We start from the raw sequence: 25,804 nt of genomic DNA, 5'->3' as shown, positions 1-25,804 counted from the left end.
CAGCCTGCCCGCGGGAACGCTGCAGCAGGCCCTTACGCCAGGGGTGCGACGGCGTCCCAAGCCACCGTGAGTTCGCCGAGCCGCCACCGGGCGGGCCCGTCCTGCACCGGCCAGCCGGCGTCCCGCAATGTCCGGCACATGCCCTGCCACCGCTGCCTGTTTCCAAAGGATGCCAGGGGCGCGCATTCCAGCCATGCCCGGTCCATGGCCTGCATCAGGGCGTGGACCGGTTCGCCGGGAACGTTGCGGTGGATCAGGGCTTTGGGCAGCCTTTCGGCTACGTCCGAGGGCATGCTGAAGCTGCCGAACCGGACTGAGATGCTGAGGGACAGCGGCCCATCGGCGTCCAGCGCCACCCAGGTGACGCGCCGCCCGATCTCGTCGCAGGTGCCGTCGATGAACAGGCCGTCAGGGGCCAGCCGGTCCTGAACCAGCCGCCAGATGCCGGGAACGTCCGCTTCCTCGTATTGCCGCAGTACATTGAACGCGCGCACCAGCACCGGCCGTCCCGGCACGGGCAGTTCGAAGCCGCCCACCCGGAAGCTCAGGCCAGGGCGTTGCAGGGGGAGGGCTGCGCGGACGCGTTCCGGTTCAATTTCGATTCCGAAGACCCGCACATCCGGGCGGACGGCGGAAAGCCGTTCAAAGAGCTCGACGGCGGTAGCGGGCGTGGCGCCGTAGCCCAGGTCCACCACGAGGGGATCGGCGGCATTCCGGAGCCGCCAGGCCTGGGGGCCGGCCAGCCAGCGGTCAACCCGCCGCATCCGGTTGGGATTGGTGGTTCCGCGGGTTACGTTGCCCACCGGTTTGCCCGGTCTGCCGGTGCTGCTCCTGCCGGAAATCTGCGGGGCAGTCACCCGTTCAGCCTTTTGCACCACGGCCCCACCTTATCCCTGCAGCCGGAGGAGGCGCGTCACGGGGCCGGGCTTGTAACGCTGGGCAGGCTGCGGCAGCGCTCGGCTAGGATGAAAATCATGACTTACAAGCTGATTCTGCTGCGCCACGGCCACAGCGAATGGAACGCCAAGAACCTGTTCACCGGCTGGGTGGACGTAGACCTCAACGACCAAGGCCGTACGGAAGCAGCACGCGGTGGGGAACTCCTGGTTGAGAACGATGTTCTCCCGGACATCCTCTACACCTCCTTGCTGAAGCGGGCCATCAACACCGCAAACATCGCCCTGGACAAGGCCGACCGCGGCTGGATCCCGGTGAAGCGTGACTGGCGCCTGAACGAACGCCACTATGGCGCCCTGCAGGGCAAGGACAAGGCCCAGACCCTTGCCGAGTACGGCGAGGAGCAGTTCATGGAGTGGCGCCGCTCCTACGACACCCCGCCGCCGCCCCTGGACGACGATTCCGAGTTCTCCCAGGCACACGATCCCCGCTATGCGGACCTGGGTGACGCCCTCCCGCGCACCGAATGCCTGAAGGACGTCCTGGTCCGCCTGCTGCCGTACTGGGAGTCGGACATCAAGGAGGACCTGAAGGCCGGCAAGACCGTCCTGGTCACGGCCCACGGCAACTCCCTGCGCGCCCTGGTCAAGCACCTGGACGGCATCAGCGACGAAGCCATCGCCGGCCTGAACATCCCCACCGGCATCCCGCTGGTGTACGACCTGGACGAGAACTTCCAGCCGATCAAGCCCGGCGGCACCTACCTTGACCCGGAAGCCGCGGAACAGGCGATCCTGGCCGTAGCCAACCAGGGCAAGAAGTAAGACTTCGCGGTTCTTCGCCGGGTGCTCGGTCGTTCCTCCCTTAGACGCACTCCGGCCGAAGAACGCGCTGCGTCAAAAGTGAAACGACGACGGCGGGCTGGTCACCTCAGGTGACCAGCCCGCCGTCGTTTCTTCCCTCAAGAGTTTTTGTCCAGATATGTAGGCCTCCGGACCTCGGAAGTCGCCGTACCTGGACAAAAACTCCCGGGTTTTAGCTGTGTTCTGTCCCGGTGGGCTGCCAGGCGCCGGTCACCAGGTAGGTGACCTTCTGGGCCACTGAAACCCCGTGGTCCGCAAAGCGTTCGAAGTAGCGGCTGGCGAGGGCAACGTCCACCGTGGTGGCGGGCGATTCCTTCCACTCAGGTGCTGCGATGGCCTTGAAGACGCTGAGGTGGAGGTCATTGATGGCGGTATTGGCCTTCAGGATGTCCCTTGCCACCTCAAGGTCGCGGGTTTCCAGGAGGACAGTCAGCTTGTCCGCAATCTCCTGGTCCAGTTCGGCCATGCGCTTGAAGGTGCCGGTCATAGACGCGGGAATCACGGTGGACGGGTAGCGCAGGCGTGCCAGCTGGGCAATGTGCCGGGCAAGGTCGCCCATGCGCTCCAGGGATGCGCTCATCCGCAGCGATCCCACAATCATCCGCAGGTCGCTGGCCACCGGCCCCTGCAGCGCCAGGATGTCGATGGCGCGCTCGTCGAGGCTGTTCTGCAGGAAGTCGATGCGGGCGTCCGCGGCGATGACGTCCTGCGCCAGGTCGACGTCCGCCACTTCGAAGGACGTGGTGGCCTTGTCCATCGCTTCGCTTACCAGCCGGGAGATTTCCACGAGCTGGTCACCGACCTGGGTCAGCTCTTCCTGAAAAACCTTACGCACGTGGGCGTCCTTTCCTTGTAACTCCCGCCGGCCCCGGTCCGGGCAGCGGGAATCGCGTCGCCAATCGGCACTCCAACTAGCTACTCTGCCAGCGCCGGGTAAACGGCGAGGCCCTTGAAGGTGAACGTTAGTTGAACCGTCGCAGGAGGAGGCCTGGACGCGCCGATCAGCGTCTTCCAGAGCATAAGGTGGAGCTGTGGATCCTATGTTCATCGGCCTGGTGGCCGGCCTCGTCGGCCTGGCGCTCGGCACGTTCGGTGTGCTCGCCTACCGGGTCAGTGAGCGGCAGCGGCGTCTCCTGGACGTGGACGCCGAAGAACCGGCGCTGCCGCCGGGCGCCGCCGAGGTGCTCGCCGTCGTCGGCCGTGCCTTTGTGGTGGTGGACGCCGTGGACGGCGTGGTCCGTGCCAGCCCGGCAGCCTACGCGTACGGCCTGGTCCGCGGCCATACTGTTGTTCACAGGGAGCTGCTGGACATGACGGCCGGCGTCCGGCGGGACGGTGTCATCCTGGAGAAACAACTGGAGCTTCCCCGCGGCCCGCTCGGCCAGGGAACCATCATCGTCCAGGTCCGGGCCGCGATGCTCGGGGAGGAATACATCCTGCTGCTTGCGGATGACCGCACCGAAATTACGCGGACGGAAGAGATCCGGAACGACTTCGTAGCCAACGTTTCCCACGAGCTGAAGACGCCCGTTGGTGCCATCTCCCTGCTCGCCGAGGCCCTTGAGTCCTCGGCGGATGACGAACTGGCCGTCCGGCGCTTTGCCAAACGCATGCACAAGGAGTCAGGCCGGCTGGCCGCCCTGGTGCAGGACATCATCGAGCTGTCCAGGCTGCAGGGGGCCAGTGTGGCTCAGCAGGGCAGGCCGGTCGACGTCAATGCCGTCATAGCCGAGGCTGTGGACCGGTCCCAGCTTCCGGCGGAGAGCAAGAACATCCGGATCGTCGTGGGAGGACGGACGGAGGCGAAGGTCTTCGGCGACCAGGACCTGCTGGTGACCGCGCTCCGGAACCTGATCGACAACGCCATCCGCTACTCCCCGGAAAACACCCGGGTGGGGATCGGTGTGCGCAGCAGGGAGGGCCTGGTCTCCATCTCCGTAACGGACCAGGGCGAGGGACTCAGCCCCGAGGACCAGGAACGCGTCTTTGAACGCTTCTACCGGGTGGATTCGGCACGCTCGCGCCATACAGGCGGCACCGGCCTGGGCTTGAGCATCGTCAAGCACGTGGCCTCCAACCACGGCGGCGAGGTAACCCTGTGGTCGCAACCCGGGCAGGGATCCACCTTCACCCTCCGGCTTCCCGAAATGGAAGGCCAGGACGGCGGGGAACAACAGGATGCCGCCGCAGCCGCCCCGGGACCGGCCCGGCACAGCCTGGAAGAGCCACCTGTCACCCAAGGACCCGGCGCCGCCGGTGCAACAGAACGAGGAGCAAAAGCTTGAGCAGGATTTTGATTGTCGAGGATGAGGAGTCGTTCAGCGATCCCCTCTCCTACTTGCTGGGCAAGGAAGGGTTCGAGGTGGAGGTCGTGGACAACGGCCTGGACGCCATCACAGAATTCGACCGGAACGGCGCGGACCTGGTGCTGCTGGACCTGCAGCTTCCCGGGCTCTCCGGCACGGAAGTGTGCCGCCAGCTCCGCCAGCGGTCCAGTGTCCCCGTGATCATGCTGACGGCCAAGGACGCCGAAATCGACAAGGTGGTGGGCCTGGAGCTTGGCGCCGACGACTACGTCACCAAGCCCTATTCGTCCCGCGAGCTCGTGGCGAGGGTCAGGGCAGTACTGCGGCGCCAGGGCGAACCGGAGGAGCTTGTCTCTTCCACCGTGCAGGCAGGCCCGGTCCGGATGGACATTGAACGCCATGTTGTCAGCGTGGGCGGGGAACAGGTGCTGCTGCCGCTGAAGGAGTTTGAGCTCCTTGAAATGCTGCTGCGCAACTCCGGCCGCGTGCTCACCCGGGGCCAGCTGATCGACCGCGTGTGGGGTTCGGACTACGTGGGGGACACCAAGACCCTGGACGTCCACGTCAAAAGGCTGCGCGGCAAGATCGAGCCGGACCCTTCAGCGCCGCGGTTCCTGGTGACCGTGCGTGGCTTGGGGTACAAGTTCGAGCCGTAAGCACGTAGCTTCCTGCACCTGCCGGACCGGCAGAAGCTGGCGACGAACGGCAAACAAAAGGAGGGGCCGCCAGGCCCCTCCTTTTGCTTGCTTCAATGCTTGGCGGTCATCCCTGCTGCCTAGTGGCCGTCGCCTCCGGCGGCTTCTTCGGATTCCGACGGCGAAGGGCTGGCGGAGGTGGGCGCAGGAGTGCTTCCGGCCGGCAGGTACTCCTGGTACTCGGGCAGCGTGGTATCCAGCACGGGAACCTTCACCGTGTTGCTGACGTTCGTGCCGTCTTCGCTGATTTCGACGTCGACGAGCGAGCCCGGGATCCCTCCCGTGGTGCTGAGGATGGCTTCATCGGAGCTCTCGTTAAGCAGGGTGTAGTCGTTGGCCTTGACCGGAATTTCGGTCTGCGAACCTTCCGCACCGTTGACCGTGAGGGTCACGTCCTGTGAGGAGGAGTTGTAGACGGCGCCGATCAGGCGGCCCGGCTGGTCCTCGCCTGCGGAGACGATCAGGATGTTGCGGAGCTCCAGCGGACCGAGGTCGGCGATGATGCCGTCAGACGCCTGGTACCGGGCGGTCGTCTGCTGGGAATTGGTGTACCCGCAGCCCGAGGTCAGCAGGCCTACGCCAAGGGCGGCTGCCGTCAGTGCCAGTTTGCCGCGCTGGGCCCGGGTCATCGCAGTGAAACGCACGTCGCGTACTCCTCAAGAGTCTTGAAACATTAATCACGCATAGCCTATCCGTAAAGCGCGCCAAACGAGGATTCGGCGTTGTCACAACACCCTTCCGTCCGCCCGGCGCATGCACTAATATCTGCGTTCGTCAAGGGGGTGAGGGGGTCTGATTAGGCCGATTTTCCGCGTATTTCTGCGGTTCCCGGTCCTCTTCCCGGCCGGTCATATGCCCGAATCGTGATAAACTGGTCAGCGGGAAAGGGGAAATGTCCACATGGTATTTGAGGTCGGCGAGACAGTAGTTTACCCTCACCACGGTGCTGCGAAGATTGAAGAAATCAAGATGCGCACCATCAAGGGCGAAGAGAAAATGTATCTCAAGCTCAAGGTGGCCCAGGGTGATCTGACCATTGAAGTTCCAGCAGAGAACGTTGACCTTGTTGGGGTTCGGGACGTAGTGGGCAAGGAAGGCCTGGAGCACGTATTTGATGTGCTTCGTGCTGAGTTCACGGAAGAACCCACCAACTGGTCACGTAGGTACAAGGCAAATCTGGAGAAGCTTGCTTCCGGTGACGTCATCAAGGTTGCCGAGGTCGTCCGCGACCTGTGGCGCCGCGATCACGACCGGGGCCTTTCCGCAGGCGAAAAGCGAATGCTGGCCAAGGCCCGGCAGATTCTGATTTCAGAACTGGCGCTGGCTGAGAAGACCGACGAGGAGAAGGCTGCAAGCGTTCTCGACGAGGTCCTGGCTTCCTAAGAATTGAACCCCGGTGTCACCCAGGTGGCGCCGGGGCTTCTTTTGCCCAAAATCGTGCCCCTGAAGATTCACTCGCCGGTGTTCAGCGCCCGCGGCCCGCAGGGACGTAGGCTAGTCCGCATGAGCGAAACACCCACCCGCCCGGTCACCGCAGTGATCCTGGTGGCAGCAGGTTCAGGGCAGAGGCTGGGCTACGGCATCCCCAAGGCAGCGGTCCCGCTGGGCGGTGAACCAATCCTGATGCATGCCCTTCGCGGCATTGTCGCGTCCGGAACCGGCAGCCAGGTGTGCGTCGCCCTGCCGCCCGGAGAGGACACGCTCCGCCGGCTGTGCGAGGATTTCCGGCAGGAACTGGCGGACGGCGGGCCGCTCCTTTCCATTGTGGATGGCGGCGCCACCCGGGCAGATTCCGTCCGCGCCGGCATGGCCGCTTTGATGGAAGGCATTGAAGCGGTGCTGGTGCACGACGCCGCCCGCGCCCTCACCCCCGAGTCCGTCTTCCACCGTGTCACCGACGCCCTTGCTGCCGGCGCCGCAGCCGTCATTCCCGCCGTCGCGGTCGTGGACACCGTCAAGACCGTCGCTGCCACCTCGGGCAAGGACGCCAGCCTGGCGCCGGAGGTTGTGACCGGAACAGCGCCCCGCGAGGAACTCCGCGCAGTGCAGACGCCCCAGGGTTTCCACCTTGGGACGTTGCTGAAAGCACACGAGGCTGCGCGCAGCCTCGACCAGAAAAGCTCAGCAGCCGTCACGGATGACGCCATGCTCGTGGAAATGCTCGGGATCCCGGTCCACGTGGTGAGGGGGTCCACCCAGTCCCTGAAAATCACCACTCCGCTGGACCTGATCTTCGCCGAAGGGCTTCTGGAGGGCCCGCTGGGTGCGCGCTGGGTGGAAGGCTAGCAATGGAACGTGCCGAAATGATCATCCCCCGCACCGGCATTGGCCTGGATGTGCACGCCTACGCCACCGAGGACCAGCCCCGTCCGCTATGGCTTGGCGGTCTGCTCTGGCCGGGCGAGCGCGGTCTCGCAGGGCACTCGGACGGGGACCCCGTAGCGCATGCGGCCGCGGATGCGCTGTTCTCCGCCGCAGGGCTGGGTGACCTCGGCACGCACTTCGGGACGGACCGGCCGGAGTTCGCCGGCGCCGCGGGAACCACGCTGCTGGCCGAGGCTGCTCGGATTGTCCGCGCAGCCGGGTTTGAGATCGGCAATATAGCGGTCCAGTTCGTTGCCAACCGGCCCAAGTTCGGTCCGCGCCGGGAGGAATCGCAGCAAGTCCTGAGCGATGCAGCCGACGCACCGGTGAGTGTCACGGCAACCACCAGCGACCACCTTGGATTCACCGGCCGGGGCGAAGGCATCTCGGCGGTGGCCACCGCTTTGGTGTATCCAAGGCCGCCCCTTCCCATCAGCTAATCTGGAGCGGTGACCCTGCGCTTCTATGACACTGCCTCCGCCGAAGTCCGGAACTTCGTGCCCCTCGTCGAGGGCAAGGCCAGCCTCTACTACTGCGGGGCCACCGTGCAGGGCATGCCCCATGTGGGCCATATCCGCTCGGCCATTGCCTTCGACCAGCTCACCCGCTGGCTGGCCTACCGCGGCTTCCGGGTCACGGTGGTCCGGAATGTCACGGACATCGACGACAAGATCCTGGCCAAGTCCGAGGCCTCCTTCGCCCAAGGTTTCCAGCCGGAACCGGGGGAGGTGCGGGAAGAGGAATGGTGGGCCCTGGCCTACCGCTATGAGCAGGAGTTCCTCAAGGCCTACGACACCCTCGGTGTCTCCCGGCCCACATACGAGCCACGCGCCACCGGACACATCCCCGAGATGCACGCCCTCATCCAGCAGCTGATCGACCGCGGCCACGCCTACCCTGCCCCGGACGGCTCGGGAGACGTCTACTTCGATGTCCGTTCCTGGAGCAAGTACGGCGCACTGACCCGCCAGAACATCGACGATATGCAGGCGGCGCCGGACGTTGAGGCCCAATTCAGCAACAGGAAAAAGGACCCGCGCGACTTCGCCCTGTGGAAGGGGTCCAAGGCGGGAGAACCGACGACGGCGAGCTGGGCTTCCCCGTGGGGCGCCGGCCGGCCGGGCTGGCATCTGGAATGCTCTGCAATGGTGACCAAATACCTCGGCACCGAGTTCGATATCCACGGCGGTGGCCTTGACCTGCGCTTCCCGCACCACGAAAACGAGATGGCCCAGTCCCAGGCCGCCGGCCACCCGTTCGCCAGCTTCTGGATGCACAACGGCATGGTGACCTACGAGGGCGAGAAAATGTCGAAGTCCATCGGCAACACCATCAGCCCCGCTGAAATGCTGGAAGTGGCTTCCCCCCGCGTGGTCCGGTACTACCTGGGCCAGGCACACTACCGCTCCGTCCTGGACTACCGTCCCACCTCCCTGCAGGAGGCAGCGGCCGCCGTCGAACGCATTGACGGGTTCATCAGCCGTGCGGTGCGGGCGCTGTCCGGCGGCGGCGACTACAGCTTCGCCACCTACGGGACGGTGCCGGAAGAATTCGAACGCGCCATGGACGAGGACCTCAACGTGCCGCAGGCCTTGGCCGTGCTCCACGAAACGGTCCGGTCCGGCAATACTGCGTTGACCGACGGGAAGCTGGAGGGAGCGCGGCAGGCCCTGCACCACGTCCACGACATGCTTCGCGTCCTTGGCCTGAACGACGTTGCTTCCGGCTCCGTCGCGGACACGCGGGAATCAGCTGCGTTGTCAGTCCTCGTTGAAGCCCAACTCGCAGCCCGCGCCGCAGCCCGTGCCGACAAGAACTGGACCGCCTCGGACGCCATCCGGGACACCCTGGCCGCCGCCGGCGTGGTTGTAGAGGACGGACCCGAGGGTCCCACCTGGAGCCTGAAGCGGGACTGACCGGGCAGTCCACGAGCAACCGCGGAGCACGGAGCAGGCGATTTTTCCTGGTTCAGTAGACTGGTAGGCAGACTCAGTCAACACAATCAAGGGTGGAACACAATGGCCAACAATGGTCGCCGATCGGTTAAAGCGAAGAAGGGCCCAACCATCGGGACCGGTGGCCACGGCCGCAAGGCCCTGGAAGGCAAGGGCCCCACGCCCAAAGCGGAGGACCGCCCCTACCACAAGGCCCACAAGGCCAAGCAGCTCTCGGAGCGCTCCGCAGCGAAGCGCAACCCGGGTGCCCGCAGTGCGGGAGCGGCCAAGTCCGGACCCAAGGGCCGCGCCACCGAGGAAGTCGTCACCGGCCGCAACTCGGTAGTGGAGGCACTGCGTGCCGGCATCCCGGCCAAGGCGCTGCACGTCGCCATCCGCATCGAGATGGACGACCGCGTCAAGGAATCCCTGAAGCTCGCCGCTGAACGCGGCATCCCGCTGATGGAAACCGGCAAGCCCGAACTTGACCGGATGACCGATAACGCCGTGCACCAGGGCCTGGTGCTGCAGATTCCGCCGTACGACTACCAGGATGCCTACGAACTGGCTGAAGACACAGTCGATAAGTGGAAGAAGGGACACATCAGCAACGCGCCGCTTTTCGTGGCGCTGGACGGCATTACCGATCCCCGCAACCTCGGCGCCATCATCCGCTCGGTTTCCGCCTTTAGCGGCCATGGCGTCATCGTCCCCGAACGCCGCTCCGTGGGTGTGACCGCCTCGGCCTGGAAGACCAGTGCCGGCGCCGCTGTCCGCGTGCCCGTGGCCCGGGCATCGAACCTCAACAACGCCCTGAAGCAGTTCAAGAACATGGGGATTTTCGTCCTGGGCCTGGACGGCGACGGCGACGTTTCCCTGCCTGACCTGACGCTTGCCACCGAACCCGTGTGCATCGTGGTGGGCTCGGAGGGGAAGGGCCTCAGCAGGCTGGTCCGCGAGAACTGCGACCAGATCGTGTCCATCCCCATTGATTCCGCCATGGAATCGCTGAATGCCTCCATGGCCGTGGGCATCTCGCTCTACGAGGTCTCCCGGCAGCGGGCCACCAAATAGGAGCCGGCGGGTACTGCGCACTGCAGTGCCCGCTTCGCTTAGCAGTACCCGGCGCAACCACGGCGTCCGGGCAGGTCACGTGCCGCTGGCGGCTAATATTTAGGTGATGGTCATGCCGCTCTTCGACACTGCTTCCACCATGGACGCCTCCACGGCCGCTCCACTCGGTGTGAGTGTTCCGCGCGCTGATTCGGGGGGCTCACGCCACCGGGCAGGCGGGCGTGCCAACGTGGCCTGCTATGCGCCGGGCATCTCCAGCCTGGAAATCGCGTATATCGCCCCTGGCGGGGAGTGGAAGCTGCAGTCGCTGCCCAACGTCACGCACGGGGTCCACCACGGGATTGTTGAGGACCTGCCGTACGGATCCCGCTATGGTTTCCGTCCGGCGTCCAGCGAGCAGTCGCTGCCTTTTGCCGTGCCCACCGCGGACGTTGATGACGACGGCGGTCAGCGGCTTCTGCTTGATCCGTACGCCAGGGCCGTGGACCAGCGCGATGGCTTCCTGACCAGCGTGCGCATGGCGGGGGACTTCGACTGGGGAACAGACGAACGCCTCAGGCTGCCGTGGCGCAACACGATCATCTACGAGGCACATGTCCGCGGACAAAGCATGCTCCACCCCGACGTTCCGGAGGAACTGCGCGGCACGTACGCCGGCATGGCCCACCCTGCCATCATCGAGCACCTCACCAGCCTGGGAATCACATCGGTCCAGTTGCTGCCGGTGCACTTCCACCTGGATGAACCCCATCTGCAGGACCTGGGACTGACCAACTACTGGGGCTACAACACGGCGGCTTTCTTCTCCCTGCACCCCGGCTACGCCACCCGGGCAGCCCAGGAAGCCGGCCCCCAGGCCGTCCAGGACGAGTTCAAGGGAATGGTCAAACTCCTCCACGCCGCTGGGCTGGAAGTCATCCTCGACGTCGTCTACAACCACACAGCCGAGGGCGGTCCTGACGGCCAGACCATCAGCTTCCGCGGGCTGGGTGAGCAGGCGTACTACCGGACGGACGGACACGGAAAGTACGTGGACACCACGGGCTGCGGAAACAGCCTGAACTTCGGTGAGCCACGCGTGGTCCAGATGGTCCTGGACTCCCTTCGCTACTGGGTGGATGAGTTCCACATCGACGGCTTCCGCTTCGACCTCGCCGTGACGCTGTGCCGGAACGCGGCCAACGACTTCGACCCCCGGCACCCGTTCCTCGTCGCCATCGCTGCGGATCCCGTCCTCTCGGACGTCAAGCTGATTGCCGAGCCGTGGGATGTGGGCTACGGCGGCTGGCAGACCGGGCGGTTCCCCGGCGGCTGGGTTGACTGGAACGACCACTTCCGCGATGCGCTCCGGTCCTTCTGGCTCGCTGACCGGGCTGCCCTGGAAGCGGGGGGCCACGGCGGGTCCCTGGCCAAGCTCGCGGACGGCCTGTCCGGCTCCGCGGCCCTCTTCCAGGCCTCGGGCCGCTCCCGCCTGGCGTCGGTCAACTTCATCACCTCCCACGACGGCTTCACGCTTAATGACCTCGTCTCGTTCGACCGCAAGCACAATGAGGACAACGGCGAGGAGAACAGGGACGGGCACGGCGACAACCGCAGCTACAACCATGGGGTCGAAGGCCCCACCGAGGACGGCGGCATCCTGGCCAAAAGGGCCCAGTCCCGCCGCAACCTGATGGCGTCGCTGCTCATCTCCCTGGGCGTGCCCATGATCACCGCCGGCGATGAACTGGCGCGCACCCAGCAGGGAAACAACAACGCCTACTGCCAGGACAACCCCATCGCCTGGCTGGACTGGACCCGGACTCCGGAATCCCACGAAATGCTCCGCAGCACCAAACGCTACATCCGGTTGCGCAAGGAGTTCCTCGCCGCGCAGCCCCACGACTTCCCGGTCCGGGACGAGCAGTCCTACCTCCACTGGTTCGACCAGGACGGCCATCCCATGTCCATGGAACGCTGGAACGATCCCCACCACCGGGTGGTGCAGCTCCTGCTCGGATCCGACAATGGCGCCCTCGCCGGCCTGATGGTGGTGAACGGCAGCAACTCCGACGTCCGGATCACCCTGCCCCGGGTCACTGCAGAAGGCACCCACCCGCAGATGTTCGAGCTCCGCCTGACCACCTCGCCGCTGCACGACCTGCGCCAGGGCGGCCGGGTTGCCTCCGGCGAAAAGGACCTCGTCGAGGCCCATTCCATCAGCATCTACCGCACCTAGCTCTATCGACCTAACTCCCGGGACAACAAGAATGCGCAACCGCTCCATCCTGCCCTTGCTGCTAACCGGCCTGGTGGTACTGGCCCTGTTTGCTTTCGGCGGCAACGGGTTCCTGGGCCAGCTGACCGAAAGTACGACGCCGGAGGCCGCCTCCACCGCGGAGCCTGCGCCGGGTGCCGCTTCCGGAACGCCGGCGGCACCTGCTCCGCCCCCGTCGGCGCCGGCTCCGCCCGCGCCGGCACCGGAGAACTCTTCCGGGCTGCCGGAGGTCCGTGAGTCTGCGCTTCCGGCCGAGGGCCGCAGGGTACTCAACCTGATCCGCGCCGGCGGACCGTACCGCTACAGCCAGGATGACCAGACGTTCGGCAACTTCGAACGCATCCTGCCGCGGCGGGACAGGGGCTATTACCGGGAGTACACCGTGCCAACGCCCGGCGAACCGGACAGGGGCGCGCGCCGCATCGTAGCCGGCGCCGGCGGCGACAAGTACTACACCGACGACCATTACGAGTCCTTTAAGTTCATCGCGGAAGGCAGCTGAGCAAACATGAAGATCTACTCCGGTGACACCTGGACCCTGGAGGAACTGCAGGAGCAGGTGGCCGACGCCGGCCGCCGCAGCCTGGTGGTCCCGGCTGCGGACAGCAGGAAAGCCGTCCTGGAGGCGTTCGGCGAGGTCCTGGACTTTCCCGAGCACTACGGCGTGAACCTTGATGCGCTGAACGATTCACTGCACGACTTTGCGGACAGCATCACGGACAACGGCAATCCTCCCGTCACCGTCCTGTGGCTGGTGGCCGCTCCTTTCCGCAGCGACAGGTCCTTCGGCATCCTGTGCGAAATCCTCCAGGATGCTGAACGCTACGCCGGGAAAGACCTCGCAGTCACCGCCGTCCTGCTCTAGCCAGCCGGACGGACCCTACCCGCCGCGCTCCTCGTGCGATACGTAGGTGCCAAGCAGTTCCGCTGCCCGGCCGCCGTCGTCCTCTGCCGCCAGGCCTTTGCGCATGTTCTCCGCCTTCTCCCTGCCGGCGGGGAACGGCGGCAGGAGGGGGACCTCGGGGTCCGTGAGTACTTCGATCACCACGGGCCGGTCTGCCGCGAAGGCACGTTCCCAGGCGTCCCCGATCAGCTCCGGATCCTCCACCCGGATGCCTGTAAGGCCCAGCAGATCGGCGTAGCCGGCGAACGGGAAGTCAGGAAGCTCCTGGCTTGCGGCGAACCGTGGTTCGGCCTCGGACTCCCGCTGCTCCCACGTCACCTCCGTGAGTTCCCGGTTGTTGAACACGCAGACCACAAACGTGGGATCCGCCCACTGCCGCCACCGGTGGGCCACTGTCACCAGCTCGGCGATGCCCGCCATCTGCATGGCACCGTCGCCGGCCAGCGCAACCACCGGCCGGTCCGGGTGGGCGAGTTTTGCCGCTATGCCGTAGGGGAGCGAACATCCCATGCTGGCCAGCGTCCCCGACAGGTGGGCAGGAACGCCAGGCGGAAGCACCAGTTGCCGCGCATACCAGTAAACGCAGCTGCCGACGTCGACACTCACTAGGGCATCGCCGGGCAGCCGGCCGTTCAACTCCCGGACAACCCGCTCGGGGTTCACCGGGATTGCCGGTACGGCGGCCCGTTCCGCGGCCAAGGCCCGCCAACGGGCAACTTCCTGCTCCACGTCCGTTTGCCACTGCCCCCGGGAACGTGGCCGCAGCCGCGGGATCAAGGCCTGGAGCGCCAGGACTGCGTCACCTGCCAGGCCCACCTCAACCGGATACCGGTTGCCGATCTTCCGTTCATCGATGTCGATCTGGACAGCGCGCGCTGCACCGGGCGGAGGATAGAACTCGGTCCAGGGATCGTTGGAGCCCACAATCAGCAGAGCGTCGCAGTTGCCCAGCAAGTGCGCACTTGCGGTGCTGCCGAGGTGTCCCATGGTGCCCGCGGCAAAGGGCAAGGTCTCGTCCACATAAGGTTTGCCCAGCAGGCTGGTGGCTATGCCGGCGCCGAGTTTTTCAGCGGCCGCCACCACCTCCTTGGAAGCGCGCCGGGCTCCCTGGCCCACCAGCAGCGCCACTCTCTGCGAGGAATTCAGGAGGGCTGCCGCGGCCTCCAGGTCCTGCTCCCCGGGAGTCTTGGCCGAGGTGCTCCACGTCGGTGCGGTCACCACAATCCCGTGTTCCTGCTCCAGGTCCGGCGCGGGAGCGGACTGGATGTCATGCGGCACAATGACCACACAGGGCGAGGACGTGGCCCTGGCGGTGCGGAAAGCCCGGTCCAGGACCATGGGCAGCTGCTCCGGGGCGCTGACCTGCTGGACGAACTGGGCGGCGACATCCTTGAACAGGGACAGGAGGTCGATTTCCTGCATGTAGGCCGAGCCCAGCACCGTGCGGCTTTGCTGCCCGACGATCGCCACCACCGGCACGCCGTCGAGCTTGGCGTCATAAAGCCCGTTCAAGAGGTGGACGGCGCCCGGTCCCTGGGTGGAGGTGACCACTCCCACCCCGCCCGTGTACTTCGCGTGGCCCACGGCCATGAAGGCGGCCGTCTCCTCGTGCCGTGCCTGCACGAACTCAATGCGTCCTTCGGCCCGGCGCAGGGCCCCCATGAAGCCGTTGATCCCGTCCCCGCTGTAGCCGAAGACGCGGCTGACCCCCCACGTGCTGAGGCGCTCCACGATGAGGTCGGACACGGTGCGGTCTGTCATGGGTTCCTCCCGGGCGGTCAGCCACTCGGTCTATGCTTCCGGCGATCCTCTACGCGTTGACGATCAGTCCCAGCTCGGCCTTGGAGGCGAGGGCGTCGTGCCGCGGCAGGACCCGGACGGTGTACCCGAATGGTCCCGAGCGGTCAATCACCAAGGAACCGCTGAACAGATGGCGCCCGCTGCCCAGGTCCTCCTGCATCTTCAGCTCCATCACCGTGATGTCTGTCAGGCTGTCGCTTTCCTCGGCCCGGCCGTACGCCACTTCCACGGCTACGTCCCCGGGAGTGAGGTTGTGCAGCGCCACATACGCGTTGACCTGGAGGATGTCGCCGATCTGGGGATCCTCGGACACCCCCACGGAGTCCACGTGCTCCACGTGCACCAGCGGCCAGGCCAACCGAACCTTTGCAGTCCAGGCCGCCAGGGTACGGGCCTGCGAGTAGGAGTTGGCGGAGGCGCTCCGCCCCGCCTCCGCCGCCGGACGGTACAGGATATTCACGTAGTCGCGCAGCATTCGCTCGGCGGAAACTGCCGGTCCGAGGTGCGAGAGGGTGTGCTTGATCATGGAGACCCAGTGGGTGGGCACCTTCTCGGCCTCCGACGTCGAGGGGCCCGCAGCACCCGCACCCGCCGACACCGTGCTGCCGTAGAAGCGCGGGGCAACCTGCGTTTCCAGCAGCTCGTAGAGCGCGGCTGCCTCAATGTCGTCCCGTTCGTCGGGGGACGCGCCGTTGTTGGCGGTGGGAATCGCCCAGCCGTTCTCGCCGTCGTACATCTCGTCCCACCAGCCATCCAGGACGGACAGGTTCAGCGACCCGTTGAGCGCGGCCTTCATGCCGGAGGTTCCGCAGGCTTCCAGGGGGCGCAGCGGGTTGTTCAGCCAGACGTCACAGCCCGGGAACAGTGTCCGTGCCATGGCGATGTCGTAGTTGGGCAGGAAGGCGATCCGGTGCCGGACGGCAGGATCGTCCGTGAAGCGGACCAGGTCCTGGATCATCTTCTTTCCTGCGTCGTCGGCGGGGTGGGACTTTCCCGCGATGACCAGCTGGATGGGATGTTCCTTGTGCAGGAGGAGCGCCTTGAGACGTTCCGGCTCGCGCAGCATCAGGGTGAGGCGTTTGTAGGTGGGCACGCGCCGGGCAAAGCCGATGGTCAGGATGTCCGGGTCCAGGACTTTGTCCGTCCACCCCAGCTCGGCATCGGCCGCCCCGCGTTTCTTCCAGGCAGCGCGGAGGCGGAGGCGGACGTCGTCAACCAGTGCCGACCGCATGTCCCGGCGGAGCGCCCACACGTCCGCGTCACTAACGTTGTAGGCCAGGTCCCAGCGGCCGTTGGCTTCGGCTTCACTGCCGAACTGGTCCCGGGCAAGCTTGGAGATACGGCTGTCCACCCAGGTGGGCACATGCACGCCGTTCGTCACCGACGTGATGGGCACCTCGGAGTGGTCGAAGCCCGGCCACAGTGCGGAGAACATGCCGCGCGACACTTCGCCATGCAGCTTGGCTACGCCGTTGGCGCGCTGTGCCAGGCGAAGGCCCATGACAGCCATGTTGAAGACGGAGGGGTTGCCCTCGGCATAGTTCTCGCGCCCCAGCTCCAGGATGCGGTCAATGGGCACGTCCGGCGCAAGGCCGGCCTGGAAGAAGTGGTGGATTTGGGCGATCTCGAACCTGTCAATGCCTGCGGGAACGGGCGTGTGCGTGGTGAAGACAGTGGACGCGCGCCCTGCGGCAAGGGCTTCATCGAATGACAGGGCCTGATCCCCGGCCATGAGTTCCTGGATGCGTTCGATGCCCAGGAAGCCGGCGTGCCCTTCATTGGTGTGGAACACCTCCGGAGCGGCGGTGCCGGTGAGCTGCTGGAAGGCGCGGAGCGCCTTGACCCCGCCCATGCCGAGCAGCAGTTCCTGCTGCAGCCGGTGGTCTCCGCCGCCGCCGTAAAGGCGGTCGGTGATGCTGCGGGCCGCGTCATCGTTGCCGGGCACGTTGGAGTCCAGGAGCAGCAGGGGAACGCGTCCGACGTCGGCGCGCCAGATGTGTGCCAGCAGGCGCCTTCCGTTGGGCAGGGGGAGGGCGATCTGCAGGGGACGACCTATGCCATCCGCGGAAGGCTCGCGTAGCAGGGTGAGCGGCAGGCCATCCGGGTCCAGCACCGGGTAGGTCTCCTGTTGCCACGCGTCCCGGGAGAGAGACTGCTTGAAGTAGCCTGCCTGGTACAGCAGGCCCACGCCGATCAGCGGCACGCCCAGGTCCGAGGCTGCCTTAAGGTGGTCGCCGGCCAGGATCCCCAGGCCGCCGGAGTACTGCGGCAGCACCTCGGTGATGCCGAACTCCGGGGAGAAGTAGGCGATGGAGGCAGGCGCATCGGGGCCGAGGCCTTGGTACCAGCGCGGTTCCTCAAGATAGCGGTCCAGGTCCTGCTCCGCTGCCCGCACCCGTTCCACCACGGAGCGGTCCGCAGCGAGCTGCTGGAATTCCTCGCGGCTTACCATCCCCAGGAAGCCCACCGGATCCTGTCCGCTTTCTTTCCAGAGGCGGGGGTTCAACCCCTCGAAAAGTTCCCGCGTGGGGCGGTGCCAGGACCAGCGCAGGTTGCTTGCCAGGCGGGCCAGCGGGCGGATCGGTTCGGGGAGGACTGTACGGACGGTAAATCTGCGGATTGCCTTCACCTGCGTCACACTAACCGACAACATGCACGGCTGGAACCAGCTTCGGGTTTCTTTTGGGTAAATGACAGTTGGCGCCGGGGAAATGACGGTTGGCGCGCCGGATTTAGTGCGCAGCCTTAGCATTCCCGGTCATTTCTCGCTAACGTCGAGCTTGTGACGACTAAATCAGGAACCAGTGCCGCATCATTGAAAATGTCGAAGGGCCTCATCACCGAGGGGCTGCGGTTCGGACGATTTCCGATCACCGCCGTGCAGCCCGTCGTGGAGGATGGCAAATTCCCTGCCAAAGCCCTGCCGGGCGAAGGGATCGTGGTGGGAGCCACAGCCTTCCGCGAGGGCCATGACCAGCTCGGTGTCAGCGCCGTGCTCTTTGACCCCGAGGGCAACGAACGCCAGCGGGTGAGGCTTGCGCCGCCGCGCGGGGAACGCGGCATGGGGACGGACCGCTGGGAAGGCGTGCTCACGCCGTCGGAAACCGGCGACTGGTCCTTCGCGATCGAAGCCTGGCACGACCGCTACGGCACCTGGCACCACAATGCCGAGGTGAAGGTGGAAGCCGGCATCGATGTGGAGCTGATGCTTGCCGAAGGGTCCGCGCTGCTTGGCGAGGCGGCCGGTGACGACACCCGCAGCGAGTGGGACAGGGGCGTCCTCCGGGAGGCTGCGGACAAGCTGGCGGACCCTTCCCTCAGCACAGAGGAGCGCCTCGGGGCCGGATTCAGCCACGCGGTCACCGGCGTTGTCGCGCACCAGCCCATCCGTGAACTGGTGACCGTCTCCCGGCGCTTCCCCCTGCTGGTTGAGCGTGACCGGGCTGGACGCGGCGCCTGGTATGAGTTCTTTCCCCGCTCGGAAGGCGCCGTCAAGGACCACACCACGGGCGCCTGGACCTCGGGGACCTTCCGTACCGCTGCCCAGCGGCTTGACGCTGTGGCAGCCATGGGCTTCGACGTCATCTACATGCCGCCCATCCATCCGATCGGCGTGCAGCACCGCAAGGGTCCCAACAACACACTCATCGCAGGCCCGAACGATCCCGGTTCACCCTGGGCCATCGGCGCCGCGGAAGGCGGCCACGACGCAATCCACCCCGACCTTGGAACCTTCGATGATTTTGATGCCTTCGTGGAGCGGGCCAACGGGCTGGGCCTGGAGGTTGCCCTGGACCTCGCGCTCCAGGCCGCTCCGGACCACCCCTGGGTGCAGTCCCATCCGGAGTGGTTCACCACCCGGGTGGACGGCTCCATTGCCTACGCGGAAAATCCCCCGAAGAAGTACCAGGACATTTATCCGCTCAATTTCGATAATGATCCCGAGGGCCTCTCAAACGAAATTCTGCGGATTGTGCTGCTGTGGGTAAGCCACGGCGTAAAGATTTTCCGGGTGGATAACCCGCACACCAAGCCCGTCTGGTTCTGGGAATGGCTAATTGCACAGGTCAACAAAGAGGTTCCCGGGGTGGTCTTCCTGGCCGAGGCCTTCACGCGGCCGGCCATGATGCACGCCCTTGGCCGCGCAGGATTCCAGCAGTCCTACACCTACTTCACCTGGCGCAACACCAAGAAGGAAATCGAGGCGTACTTTGCGGAAGTAAGCCACGAGTCGCCGGCGTTCTTCCGGCCCAACTTCTTCGTCAACACCCCGGACATCCTCACGGAATACCTGCAGTTCGGCGGGCCTGCCGCGTTCAAGATCAGGGCCGCCCTGGCCGCCACGGCCAGCCCGCTGTGGGGCGTCTACGCCGGTTACGAGCTGTACGAGCACGTGGCCCGCCCCGGCGCGGAAGAGTACATCGACAACGAAAAGTTCGAGTACAAGGCACGTGACTGGGACGCCGCGGCGCACTCCGGCCGCACCCTTGCCCCCTACATCACCAGGCTCAACGAGATCAGGCACGCCCACCCGGCGCTGCAGGACCTGCAGAACCTGACAGTCCACCACAGCACCGACAACGCCACGGTGGTCTACTCCAAGCACAAGACCCTTCCGGACGGGTCCAAGGACACCCTCATCATCGTGGTGAACGTGGATCCGCACGGAACCCGGGAATGCACGGTCTCGCTTGACCTGCCCGCGCTGGAACTCGACCCCCAGGACCTGACCCACAACGGAGGCTTCCACGTGGATGACCTCATTTCCGGCGAAAGCTGGGAATGGGGCGAGTACAACTACGTCCGCCTTGACCCGCATGTCGAGCCCGCACACATCCTGCGCGTGAGGAGAATGCATCAGTGAATTTCAACCCGCAAGGTTCGGGCCAGCATTTCACCCCTAAGAGCACGTTTGAGTTAAATGCCCCGGGCCTGCAGCATGATCCGCTGTGGTACCGGAAAGCAGTGTTCTACGAGGTACTTGTAAGGGCCTTCGCGGATGCCAACGGCGACGGGTCCGGCGACTTCTCCGGCCTCATCGACAGGCTCGACTACCTGCAGTGGCTGGGCGTGGACTGCCTGTGGCTGCCGCCGTTCTTCCAGTCACCCCTGCGGGACGGCGGCTACGACATCTCGGACTACAACTCGGTCCTGGACGAGTTCGGCACCATCAGCGACTTCAAGCGCCTGGTGGCCGAGGCCCACGCGAGGGGCGTGCGGGTGATTATCGACCTGCCGCTCAACCACACCTCGGACCAGCACCCCTGGTTCCAGGAGTCGCGCAAGGACCCTGACGGTCCGTACGGCGACTTCTACGTCTGGAGCGACACCGACGAGAAGTACCAGGACGCCCGGATTATCTTCGTGGACACCGAGGAATCCAACTGGACCTTCGATCCCATCCGCCGCCAGTTCTTCTGGCACCGGTTCTTCAGTCACCAGCCGGACCTGAACTTCGAGAACCCCAAGGTCATCGAGGCACTGTTCGATGTGGTCCGGTTCTGGCTCGACCAGGGCATTGACGGCTTCCGTGCCGATGCCATTCCCTACCTGTTTGAGGAGGAAGGGACCAACTGCGAGAACCTTCCGGCCACGCACGAGTTCCTCCGCATGCTTCGCACCATGGTGGATGAAAGCTACCCCGGCAGGGTCATCATTGCCGAGGCCAACCAGCCGCCGAATGAAGTGGTGGAGTACTTCGGCACGGAGGAGGAGCCCGAGTGCCACATGGCCTTCCACTTCCCGATCATGCCGCGCCTCTATTACGCATTGCGGGACCAGAAGGCCGCCCCGATCATCGAAACCATGCAGGACACCCCGGCTATCCCCGACGGGGCACAATGGGGCACCTTCCTTCGCAACCACGACGAGCTGACCCTGGAAATGGTCACGGCCGATGAACGAGCTGCAATGCTGGGCTGGTACGCCCCGGACCCCCGCATGCGGGCCAACATCGGCATCCGGCGAAGGCTCGCGCCCCTGCTGGACAACTCCCGCGCCGAAATCGAACTGATCAACGCGCTCCTGCTCTCGCTGCCGGGCAGCCCGTTCCTCTACTACGGCGACGAGATCGGTATGGGGGACAACATCTGGCTTGAAGACCGGGACGCGGTGCGCACGCCCATGCAGTGGAACCCCGACCGGAACGCCGGGTTCTCCAACGCGGATCCAGGCAAGCTCTACCTGCCTCCCATCCAGTCCCTGGTGTACAACTACGCCATGGCCAACGTGGAGGCGGAGGCCGCCCACTCGGGATCACTGCTGCGCTGGACGCGGCAGATCCTCAGCGTCCGCAAGAACCACCCGGCGTTCGGCCTGGGAGCCTTCAAACACGTCGAAGCGGACCACGACGCCGTCCTGGCCTACCTCCGCGAGTTGCCGAGTGACAATTCTGCCGGCGCGGACGGGGAAACCATCCTGTGCGCGTTCAACCTTTCGCAGCATCCGGTGGCCGCCCAGTTGCGGGTCCCGCAGTTCGCGGGGCGCGGTTTGCGCGACGTCTTCGGCGGCCAGCCGTTCCCCGGCATCAGCGGGGACGGAACCCTCACCCTGACCCTCGGCAGCCACGATTTCTTCTGGCTGAGGATCCGTTCAGCAGCGTCCAACCCATCGTCTCCGTACACGCAGGCGATGCCGATTTTGTCGATCGAGAACTGATATGAACCAACCTATCCTCACCCCTGCCCTCACCGCCCTGCTCCAGGAATGGCTGCCACGGCAGCGCTGGTTCCCGGTCAAGACGCCCGACTTTGATGTGTCCCAGGCTGGCAGCCTGGGGCTGGAAGACCCGTCCGGCCATGCCGGGCTGGCCGTGTTCCTCCTCCGGGTCACCACACAGACGCCCGACGGCGGCACGCGGACGGCCGTCGTCCAGGTCCCCTTGAGTTTCCGGCACGCGCCTGCAGCCGGGATGGAACGTGCGCTGGTTGGCCAGGCCGCCGGGATGGACCCGTCCAGGACCTGGGTCTACGACGCCGTCCACGATCCCGACTTCGTGGGCAGCTGGCTGGAACTCATCCGGCAGGAGGAAAAGGCGCCCAACGGGACGGCAGCAGGCTTCCGCGTTCCCGGAAAGTTCCGGCTGCCAACCGCCCGCGGCGTAGTGAAGGTGCTGTCCGGGGAGCAGTCCAACAGCTCAGTCATTGTGGACGACGGCGAGTCCGCGGCCATCGTGAAATTCTTCCGCGTCCTCTCGGAAGGGACGAATCCCGAGGTTGAGGTGGGTTCCGCCCTCTCGGCTGCCGGCACGTCCGAAGTGCCCGCCACCCTTGGCTGGGTGCGCGGCGAATGGCTCGGCCAGGGTGCTCCCGCGTCCACAACAGCAAAGGGACCCCGGTACGTCCAGGGCGAGCTGGCGGTGGCGCACGAGTTCCTGGCCGGCGGACGCGACGCCTGGCGCCTTGCCGTTGATGCCGCCCGCTCGGGTACCGACTTCACGGCGGAAGCACACGCCCTGGGTGCGGCCACGGCCACCGTGCACCAGCGGCTGGCACAGGCCCTCGGGCACTCGTCCGAACCGCAGGCTGGGCAGGTCATCGCGCCGGCAGTAGCCCAGCGGGTCCGCCAGGCGTGGGCGGAAGCCGGTGCCGCCGTAGGACCTTATGATGACGCGTTGAACGCGCTCCTTGACCGCCTTGACCACGCAGCCGCCGGCCCGCTGCAGCGCATCCATGGCGACCTCCACCTCGGCCAGATACTCCAGGTTCCGGGGCTGCCGGGAAGCCCTGCGCGGTGGGCCATCCTTGATTTCGAAGGTGAACCGCTGCGTCCCGTCGAGGAACGGAACGTCCCGGACGTGCCCCTGAGGGACGTCGTGGGCATGCTGCGGTCCTTCGACTACGCGGCCGGCGCCGCCCAGCGCGAACAGGAAGGCGCACACGTGCCGGCAAGCTGGGTGGACGACTGTGCGGAGGCCTTCCTGGCCGGCTATGCGGGTGTCACTCCCGGAACGGTGGACAGGGAGTCGCCGCTCTTTGTGGCATTGTGGCTGGACAAGGCACTGTACGAAGTAGTTTATGAAATGCGTAACAGGCCCGACTGGCTGGCGATCCCCGTGAACGCCTCCAGGCGGCTCCTGGGCAGCAATGGCGCCGGCGGTTCCGCCGGGGCAGCATCGGAAGGTAACGAAATGACAGGCTCAGCACAAACTGACCGGCCGGGGGTTCCGCTGAAGGTTGACGAAGGCACCCTTGGCAGGATTGCCAACGGTGAACACCACGCCCCCCACTCCGTCCTGGGTGCGCACCTTGATGATTACGGCCACGTCACTATCCGCACGGTGAAGCACCTCGCGGAAGCAGTCTCCGTCCTTACGCCTGCGGGTGAGGTCCCCATGGAGCATGAGGCCCACGGCGTATGGGTTGCCGTCCTCGAACCGCTGCAGCAGGGGCACGTTCCCGATTACAGGCTTTCCGTCACGTACCCCGGCGCGGAACCGGTCACCGTGGACGATCCTTACCGCTACCTGCCCACCGTGGGCGAAGTGGACCTTCACCTCATCGGTGAGGGCCGCCACGAAAAGCTGTGGGAAGTCCTTGGCGCCCACGTCCAGCACTACAAGTCCGCGATGGGGGACGTGGACGGCGTCTCCTTTGCCGTCTGGGCACCCAATGCGCAGGCTGTCCGGGTCAAGGGCGACTTCAACGCCTGGGACGGCCGGGAGAACTCGCTCCGCTCACTGGGTTCCTCAGGAGTGTGGGAGATCTTCGTTCCGGGTGTTGTAGCAGGGGCGTGCTACAAGTTTGAAATCAGGACCAAGGCCGGCCACTGGGTGGAGAAGGCCGACCCCCTTGCCTTCGGAACCGAGGTGCCGCCCTTGACCGCCTCGAGGGTGGTGGAGCCTTCCTACGCCTTCAAGGACCAGGAATGGATGGAGGCCCGCGCACAGCGGGACCCGCACAACTCGGCAATGAGCGTCTACGAGGTGCACCTCGGTTCCTGGCGCCTGGGCCTGGGGTACCGGGAACTGGCCAAGGAGCTGGTGGAGTACGTCAAGTGGCTCGGATTCACCCACGTGGAGTTCATGCCGGTGGCCGAGCACCCGTTTGGCGGGTCATGGGGCTACCAGGTCACGTCCTACTTTGCGCCGACCTCCCGTTTCGGCCACCCCGACGAGTTCCGCTACCTGGTGGACACGCTGCACCAGGCGGGCATCGGTGTGCTGCTTGACTGGGTCCCGGCCCACTTCCCCAAGGATGCCTGGGCACTTGCCCAGTTCGACGGCGAGCCACTGTACGAGCACGCGGATCCCAACCTGGGCGAACACCCGGACTGGGGCACGCTGATCTTCGACTTCGGACGCACTGAGGTCCGGAACTTCCTGGTTGCCAACGCCCTGTACTGGCTGGACGAGTTCCATATCGACGGCCTGCGGGTGGACGCTGTGGCTTCGATGCTCTACCTGGACTACTCCAGGGAAGAGGGGCAGTGGCAGCCCAACCGCTTCGGCGGCCGGGAAAACCTTGAGGCCATCTCCTTCCTGCAGGAAGTCAACGCCACGGTGTACAAGACCCACCCCGGCGCCGTCATGATCGCCGAGGAATCCACGGCGTTCCCCGGCGTTACCGCACCGACCAGCCACGGCGGGCTGGGTTTCGGCCTCAAGTGGAACATGGGCTGGATGCACGATTCCCTCAAGTACATGGCCGAGGAGCCGGTCAACCGTAAGTGGCACCACGGCACCGTCACGTTCTCCATGGTCTACGCCTTTACGGAAAACTTCCTGCTTCCCATCAGCCACGATGAGGTAGTCCACGGCAAGGGATCGATGCTCCGCAAGATGCCGGGGGACCGCTGGCAGCAGCTTGCAAACCTGCGTGCCTTCTTTGCCTACCAGTGGGCCCACCCGGGCAAGCAGCTGATCTTCATGGGTACGGAATTCGGCCAGGAAGCCGAATGGTCCGAACAGCACGGGCTCGACTGGTGGCTCGCCGATATCCCGGCACACCAGGGCCTCCAGTTGCTGACGAAGGACCTCAACGAGCTCTACAGTTCCACGCCTGCGCTCTATACCCGCGATAACGAGCCCGGCGGATTCCAGTGGATCAACGGGGGAGACGCCGACCGGAACGTCCTGTCCTTCATCCGCTGGGACAAGGAGAACAACCCGCTGGTCTGTGCCATCAACTTCTCCGGAGCACCCCACGTTGGCTACACCTTGGGTGTACCGGAGGCCGGGGCCTGGACAGAGGTGCTGAACACAGACGCAACAACTTATGGCGGGTCCGGTGTCCTCAACTCCGGCCAGCTGAAGGCAACGGACAAGGGGCAGGACGGACAGCCGGCAACACTCAGCGTCACGTTGCCTCCGCTGGGCGCCGCCTACTTCAAGCCTGGGGCTCCCGCCGCAGGCTAAGCCTTGGCCTGTGAGAGAGCCCGGAATCCGCGGGATTCCGGGCTTTTTCACGTCCTGGTGACTGTCTCTCAGGGAGCCTTCCCTGCCCGGTTGGCCTTCTGGAAAAAGTGGTGGTAGAGTTTATTTCCGCGCTGCTCCACGGAGTCAGACGGAAAAACCGACACTCAAGCCTTTGGCTAAAGAGAGTCGCGGAAGCCGGTTTGACAAGCGGAAGAGCAGCCGGTAAGTTTGAGAAGTTGCTCCGGAGCGATCCACGGCTGTGAAGTGCTGGTGGTGGTGCCGGGTGTGTCTGTTGTTTGAGAACTCAATAGTGTGCCAAGTTTGTTGATACCAATTGTTTTATTGATTGGTTGTTT

At 65.4% G+C, this 25,804-nt stretch carries 20 protein-coding genes; 14 read left to right on the top strand and 6 right to left on the bottom strand.

Annotated elements, in window-relative coordinates; all coding sequences use genetic code 11:
- Positions 1 to 32 precede the first annotated feature (32 nt).
- On the bottom strand, positions 33 to 878 hold the full coding sequence (locus tag ACIQF4_RS20185) for a class I SAM-dependent methyltransferase (RefSeq protein WP_400517610.1): 846 nt from the start codon (positions 876 to 878) through the stop codon (positions 33 to 35).
- A 96-nt stretch (positions 879 to 974) separates the two neighbouring features.
- On the opposite strand from ACIQF4_RS20185, the gene ACIQF4_RS20180 reads away from it, so the two are divergent.
- On the top strand, positions 975 to 1,721 hold the full coding sequence (locus tag ACIQF4_RS20180) for a phosphoglyceromutase (protein ID WP_400517609.1): 747 nt from the start codon (positions 975 to 977) through the stop codon (positions 1,719 to 1,721).
- Positions 1,722 to 1,932: 211 nt separating this feature from the next.
- Here ACIQF4_RS20180 and phoU read toward each other — a convergent pair whose 3' ends face one another.
- Positions 1,933 to 2,595 carry a phosphate signaling complex protein PhoU gene (gene phoU / locus ACIQF4_RS20175; RefSeq protein WP_231457378.1) on the bottom strand — a complete coding sequence of 221 codons (663 nt, stop codon included), beginning with the start codon at positions 2,593 to 2,595 and terminating at the stop codon, positions 1,933 to 1,935.
- Between the two features lie 205 nt (positions 2,596 to 2,800).
- On the opposite strand from phoU, the gene ACIQF4_RS20170 reads away from it, so the two are divergent.
- Both ACIQF4_RS20170 and ACIQF4_RS20165 read left to right on the top strand, forming a co-directional pair.
- A complete protein-coding gene (locus ACIQF4_RS20170; RefSeq protein WP_350001564.1) occupies positions 2,801 to 4,045 on the top strand; it encodes an ATP-binding protein in 1,245 nt (414 codons plus the stop codon).
- Positions 4,042 to 4,722, top strand: a complete 681-nt coding sequence (locus tag ACIQF4_RS20165) for a response regulator transcription factor (RefSeq protein ID WP_066273817.1) — start codon at positions 4,042 to 4,044, stop codon at positions 4,720 to 4,722. Before ACIQF4_RS20170 ends, ACIQF4_RS20165 begins: the two co-directional genes overlap by 4 nt.
- A 119-nt stretch (positions 4,723 to 4,841) precedes the next feature.
- On the opposite strand, the gene ACIQF4_RS20160 is transcribed toward ACIQF4_RS20165, so the two are convergent.
- Positions 4,842 to 5,405 (bottom strand): hypothetical protein, encoded by a 564-nt coding sequence (locus ACIQF4_RS20160; RefSeq protein WP_374201030.1) that lies wholly within the window; start codon positions 5,403 to 5,405, stop codon positions 4,842 to 4,844.
- Between the two features lie 256 nt (positions 5,406 to 5,661).
- On the opposite strand from ACIQF4_RS20160, the gene ACIQF4_RS20155 reads away from it, so the two are divergent.
- The 8 genes from ACIQF4_RS20155 to ACIQF4_RS20120 all read left to right on the top strand — a co-directional run bounded on the left by ACIQF4_RS20155 (position 5,662) and on the right by ACIQF4_RS20120 (position 13,255).
- Positions 5,662 to 6,144 carry a CarD family transcriptional regulator gene (locus tag ACIQF4_RS20155; protein WP_011690592.1) on the top strand — a complete coding sequence of 161 codons (483 nt, stop codon included), beginning with the start codon at positions 5,662 to 5,664 and terminating at the stop codon, positions 6,142 to 6,144.
- 120 nt (positions 6,145 to 6,264) lie between these two features.
- Positions 6,265 to 7,047, top strand: coding sequence for a 2-C-methyl-D-erythritol 4-phosphate cytidylyltransferase (ispD, locus tag ACIQF4_RS20150; protein ID WP_400517608.1), 783 nt, complete (start codon positions 6,265 to 6,267; stop codon positions 7,045 to 7,047).
- Between the two features lie 2 nt (positions 7,048 to 7,049).
- Positions 7,050 to 7,565: a 2-C-methyl-D-erythritol 2,4-cyclodiphosphate synthase gene (gene ispF / locus ACIQF4_RS20145; RefSeq protein WP_374152896.1), complete on the top strand. Its 516-nt coding sequence runs from the start codon at positions 7,050 to 7,052 to the stop codon at positions 7,563 to 7,565.
- 9 nt (positions 7,566 to 7,574) lie between these two features.
- Positions 7,575 to 9,041: a cysteine--tRNA ligase gene (gene cysS / locus ACIQF4_RS20140; RefSeq protein ID WP_400517607.1), complete on the top strand. Its 1,467-nt coding sequence runs from the start codon at positions 7,575 to 7,577 to the stop codon at positions 9,039 to 9,041.
- A gap of 102 nt (positions 9,042 to 9,143) precedes the next feature.
- Complete coding sequence (gene rlmB, locus ACIQF4_RS20135; RefSeq protein ID WP_400517606.1) at positions 9,144 to 10,133, top strand: 23S rRNA (guanosine(2251)-2'-O)-methyltransferase RlmB; 990 nt, start codon at positions 9,144 to 9,146, stop codon at positions 10,131 to 10,133.
- 106 nt (positions 10,134 to 10,239) lie between these two features.
- Entirely contained in the window at positions 10,240 to 12,351 is a 2,112-nt protein-coding gene (gene glgX, locus ACIQF4_RS20130; protein WP_400517605.1) for a glycogen debranching protein GlgX, read from the top strand.
- Between the two features lie 31 nt (positions 12,352 to 12,382).
- A complete protein-coding gene (locus tag ACIQF4_RS20125) occupies positions 12,383 to 12,892 on the top strand; it encodes a ribonuclease domain-containing protein (RefSeq protein WP_400517604.1) in 510 nt (169 codons plus the stop codon).
- 6 nt (positions 12,893 to 12,898) lie between these two features.
- Positions 12,899 to 13,255, top strand: coding sequence for a barstar family protein (locus ACIQF4_RS20120; protein WP_350000602.1), 357 nt, complete (start codon positions 12,899 to 12,901; stop codon positions 13,253 to 13,255).
- Positions 13,256 to 13,270: 15 nt separating this feature from the next.
- On the opposite strand, the gene ACIQF4_RS20115 is transcribed toward ACIQF4_RS20120, so the two are convergent.
- Positions 13,271 to 15,055: a thiamine pyrophosphate-requiring protein gene (locus ACIQF4_RS20115; protein ID WP_400517603.1), complete on the bottom strand. Its 1,785-nt coding sequence runs from the start codon at positions 15,053 to 15,055 to the stop codon at positions 13,271 to 13,273.
- Positions 15,056 to 15,104: 49 nt separating this feature from the next.
- On the bottom strand, positions 15,105 to 17,723 hold the full coding sequence (glgP, locus tag ACIQF4_RS20110) for an alpha-glucan family phosphorylase (protein ID WP_350000598.1): 2,619 nt from the start codon (positions 17,721 to 17,723) through the stop codon (positions 15,105 to 15,107).
- A 192-nt stretch (positions 17,724 to 17,915) separates the two neighbouring features.
- On the opposite strand from glgP, the gene ACIQF4_RS20105 reads away from it, so the two are divergent.
- Genes ACIQF4_RS20105 through ACIQF4_RS20095 form a run of 3 tightly spaced genes read left to right on the top strand, consistent with a single transcriptional unit; the run spans position 17,916 to position 25,448 of the window.
- Positions 17,916 to 19,958, top strand: coding sequence for an alpha-1,4-glucan--maltose-1-phosphate maltosyltransferase (locus tag ACIQF4_RS20105; RefSeq protein WP_400517623.1), 2,043 nt, complete (start codon positions 17,916 to 17,918; stop codon positions 19,956 to 19,958).
- Positions 19,955 to 21,751, top strand: coding sequence for a maltose alpha-D-glucosyltransferase (treS, locus tag ACIQF4_RS20100; protein ID WP_400517602.1), 1,797 nt, complete (start codon positions 19,955 to 19,957; stop codon positions 21,749 to 21,751). Before ACIQF4_RS20105 ends, treS begins: the two co-directional genes overlap by 4 nt.
- A 1-nt stretch (position 21,752) precedes the next feature.
- Entirely contained in the window at positions 21,753 to 25,448 is a 3,696-nt protein-coding gene (locus tag ACIQF4_RS20095) for a 1,4-alpha-glucan branching enzyme (RefSeq protein ID WP_350000596.1), read from the top strand.
- 176 nt (positions 25,449 to 25,624) lie between these two features.
- Here ACIQF4_RS20095 and ACIQF4_RS20090 read toward each other — a convergent pair.
- Positions 25,625 to 25,804 (bottom strand): hypothetical protein (locus ACIQF4_RS20090; protein WP_400517601.1); only part of this gene is annotated, 180 nt, incomplete at its 5' end.

It is taken from the genome of Pseudarthrobacter sp. NPDC092202 (genome assembly GCF_044755505.1).
GTDB lineage: Bacteria > Actinomycetota > Actinomycetes > Actinomycetales > Micrococcaceae > Arthrobacter.
Note: the sequence above shows the minus strand (reverse complement) of the source record. Positions and strands in the feature narration are given on the sequence as shown.

Excerpts from the sequence above, each read along its gene's own strand:
- ACIQF4_RS20180 (WP_400517609.1), top strand. The coding sequence starts at position 975 with ATGACTTACAAGCTGATTCTGCTGCGCCACGGCCACAGCGAATGGAAC.
- ACIQF4_RS20170 (WP_350001564.1), top strand. The coding sequence starts at position 2,801 with ATGTTCATCGGCCTGGTGGCCGGCCTCGTCGGCCTGGCGCTCGGCACG.
- ACIQF4_RS20155 (WP_011690592.1), top strand. The coding sequence starts at position 5,662 with ATGGTATTTGAGGTCGGCGAGACAGTAGTTTACCCTCACCACGGTGCT.
- ispD (WP_400517608.1), top strand. The coding sequence starts at position 6,265 with ATGAGCGAAACACCCACCCGCCCGGTCACCGCAGTGATCCTGGTGGCA.
- ispF (WP_374152896.1), top strand. The coding sequence starts at position 7,050 with ATGGAACGTGCCGAAATGATCATCCCCCGCACCGGCATTGGCCTGGAT.
- rlmB (WP_400517606.1), top strand. The coding sequence starts at position 9,144 with ATGGCCAACAATGGTCGCCGATCGGTTAAAGCGAAGAAGGGCCCAACC.
- glgX (WP_400517605.1), top strand. The coding sequence starts at position 10,240 with ATGGTCATGCCGCTCTTCGACACTGCTTCCACCATGGACGCCTCCACG.
- ACIQF4_RS20125 (WP_400517604.1), top strand. The coding sequence starts at position 12,383 with ATGCGCAACCGCTCCATCCTGCCCTTGCTGCTAACCGGCCTGGTGGTA.
- ACIQF4_RS20120 (WP_350000602.1), top strand. The coding sequence starts at position 12,899 with ATGAAGATCTACTCCGGTGACACCTGGACCCTGGAGGAACTGCAGGAG.
- ACIQF4_RS20115 (WP_400517603.1), bottom strand. The coding sequence starts at position 15,055 with ATGACAGACCGCACCGTGTCCGACCTCATCGTGGAGCGCCTCAGCACG.
- ACIQF4_RS20105 (WP_400517623.1), top strand. The coding sequence starts at position 17,916 with ATGTCGAAGGGCCTCATCACCGAGGGGCTGCGGTTCGGACGATTTCCG.
- ACIQF4_RS20095 (WP_350000596.1), top strand. The coding sequence starts at position 21,753 with ATGAACCAACCTATCCTCACCCCTGCCCTCACCGCCCTGCTCCAGGAA.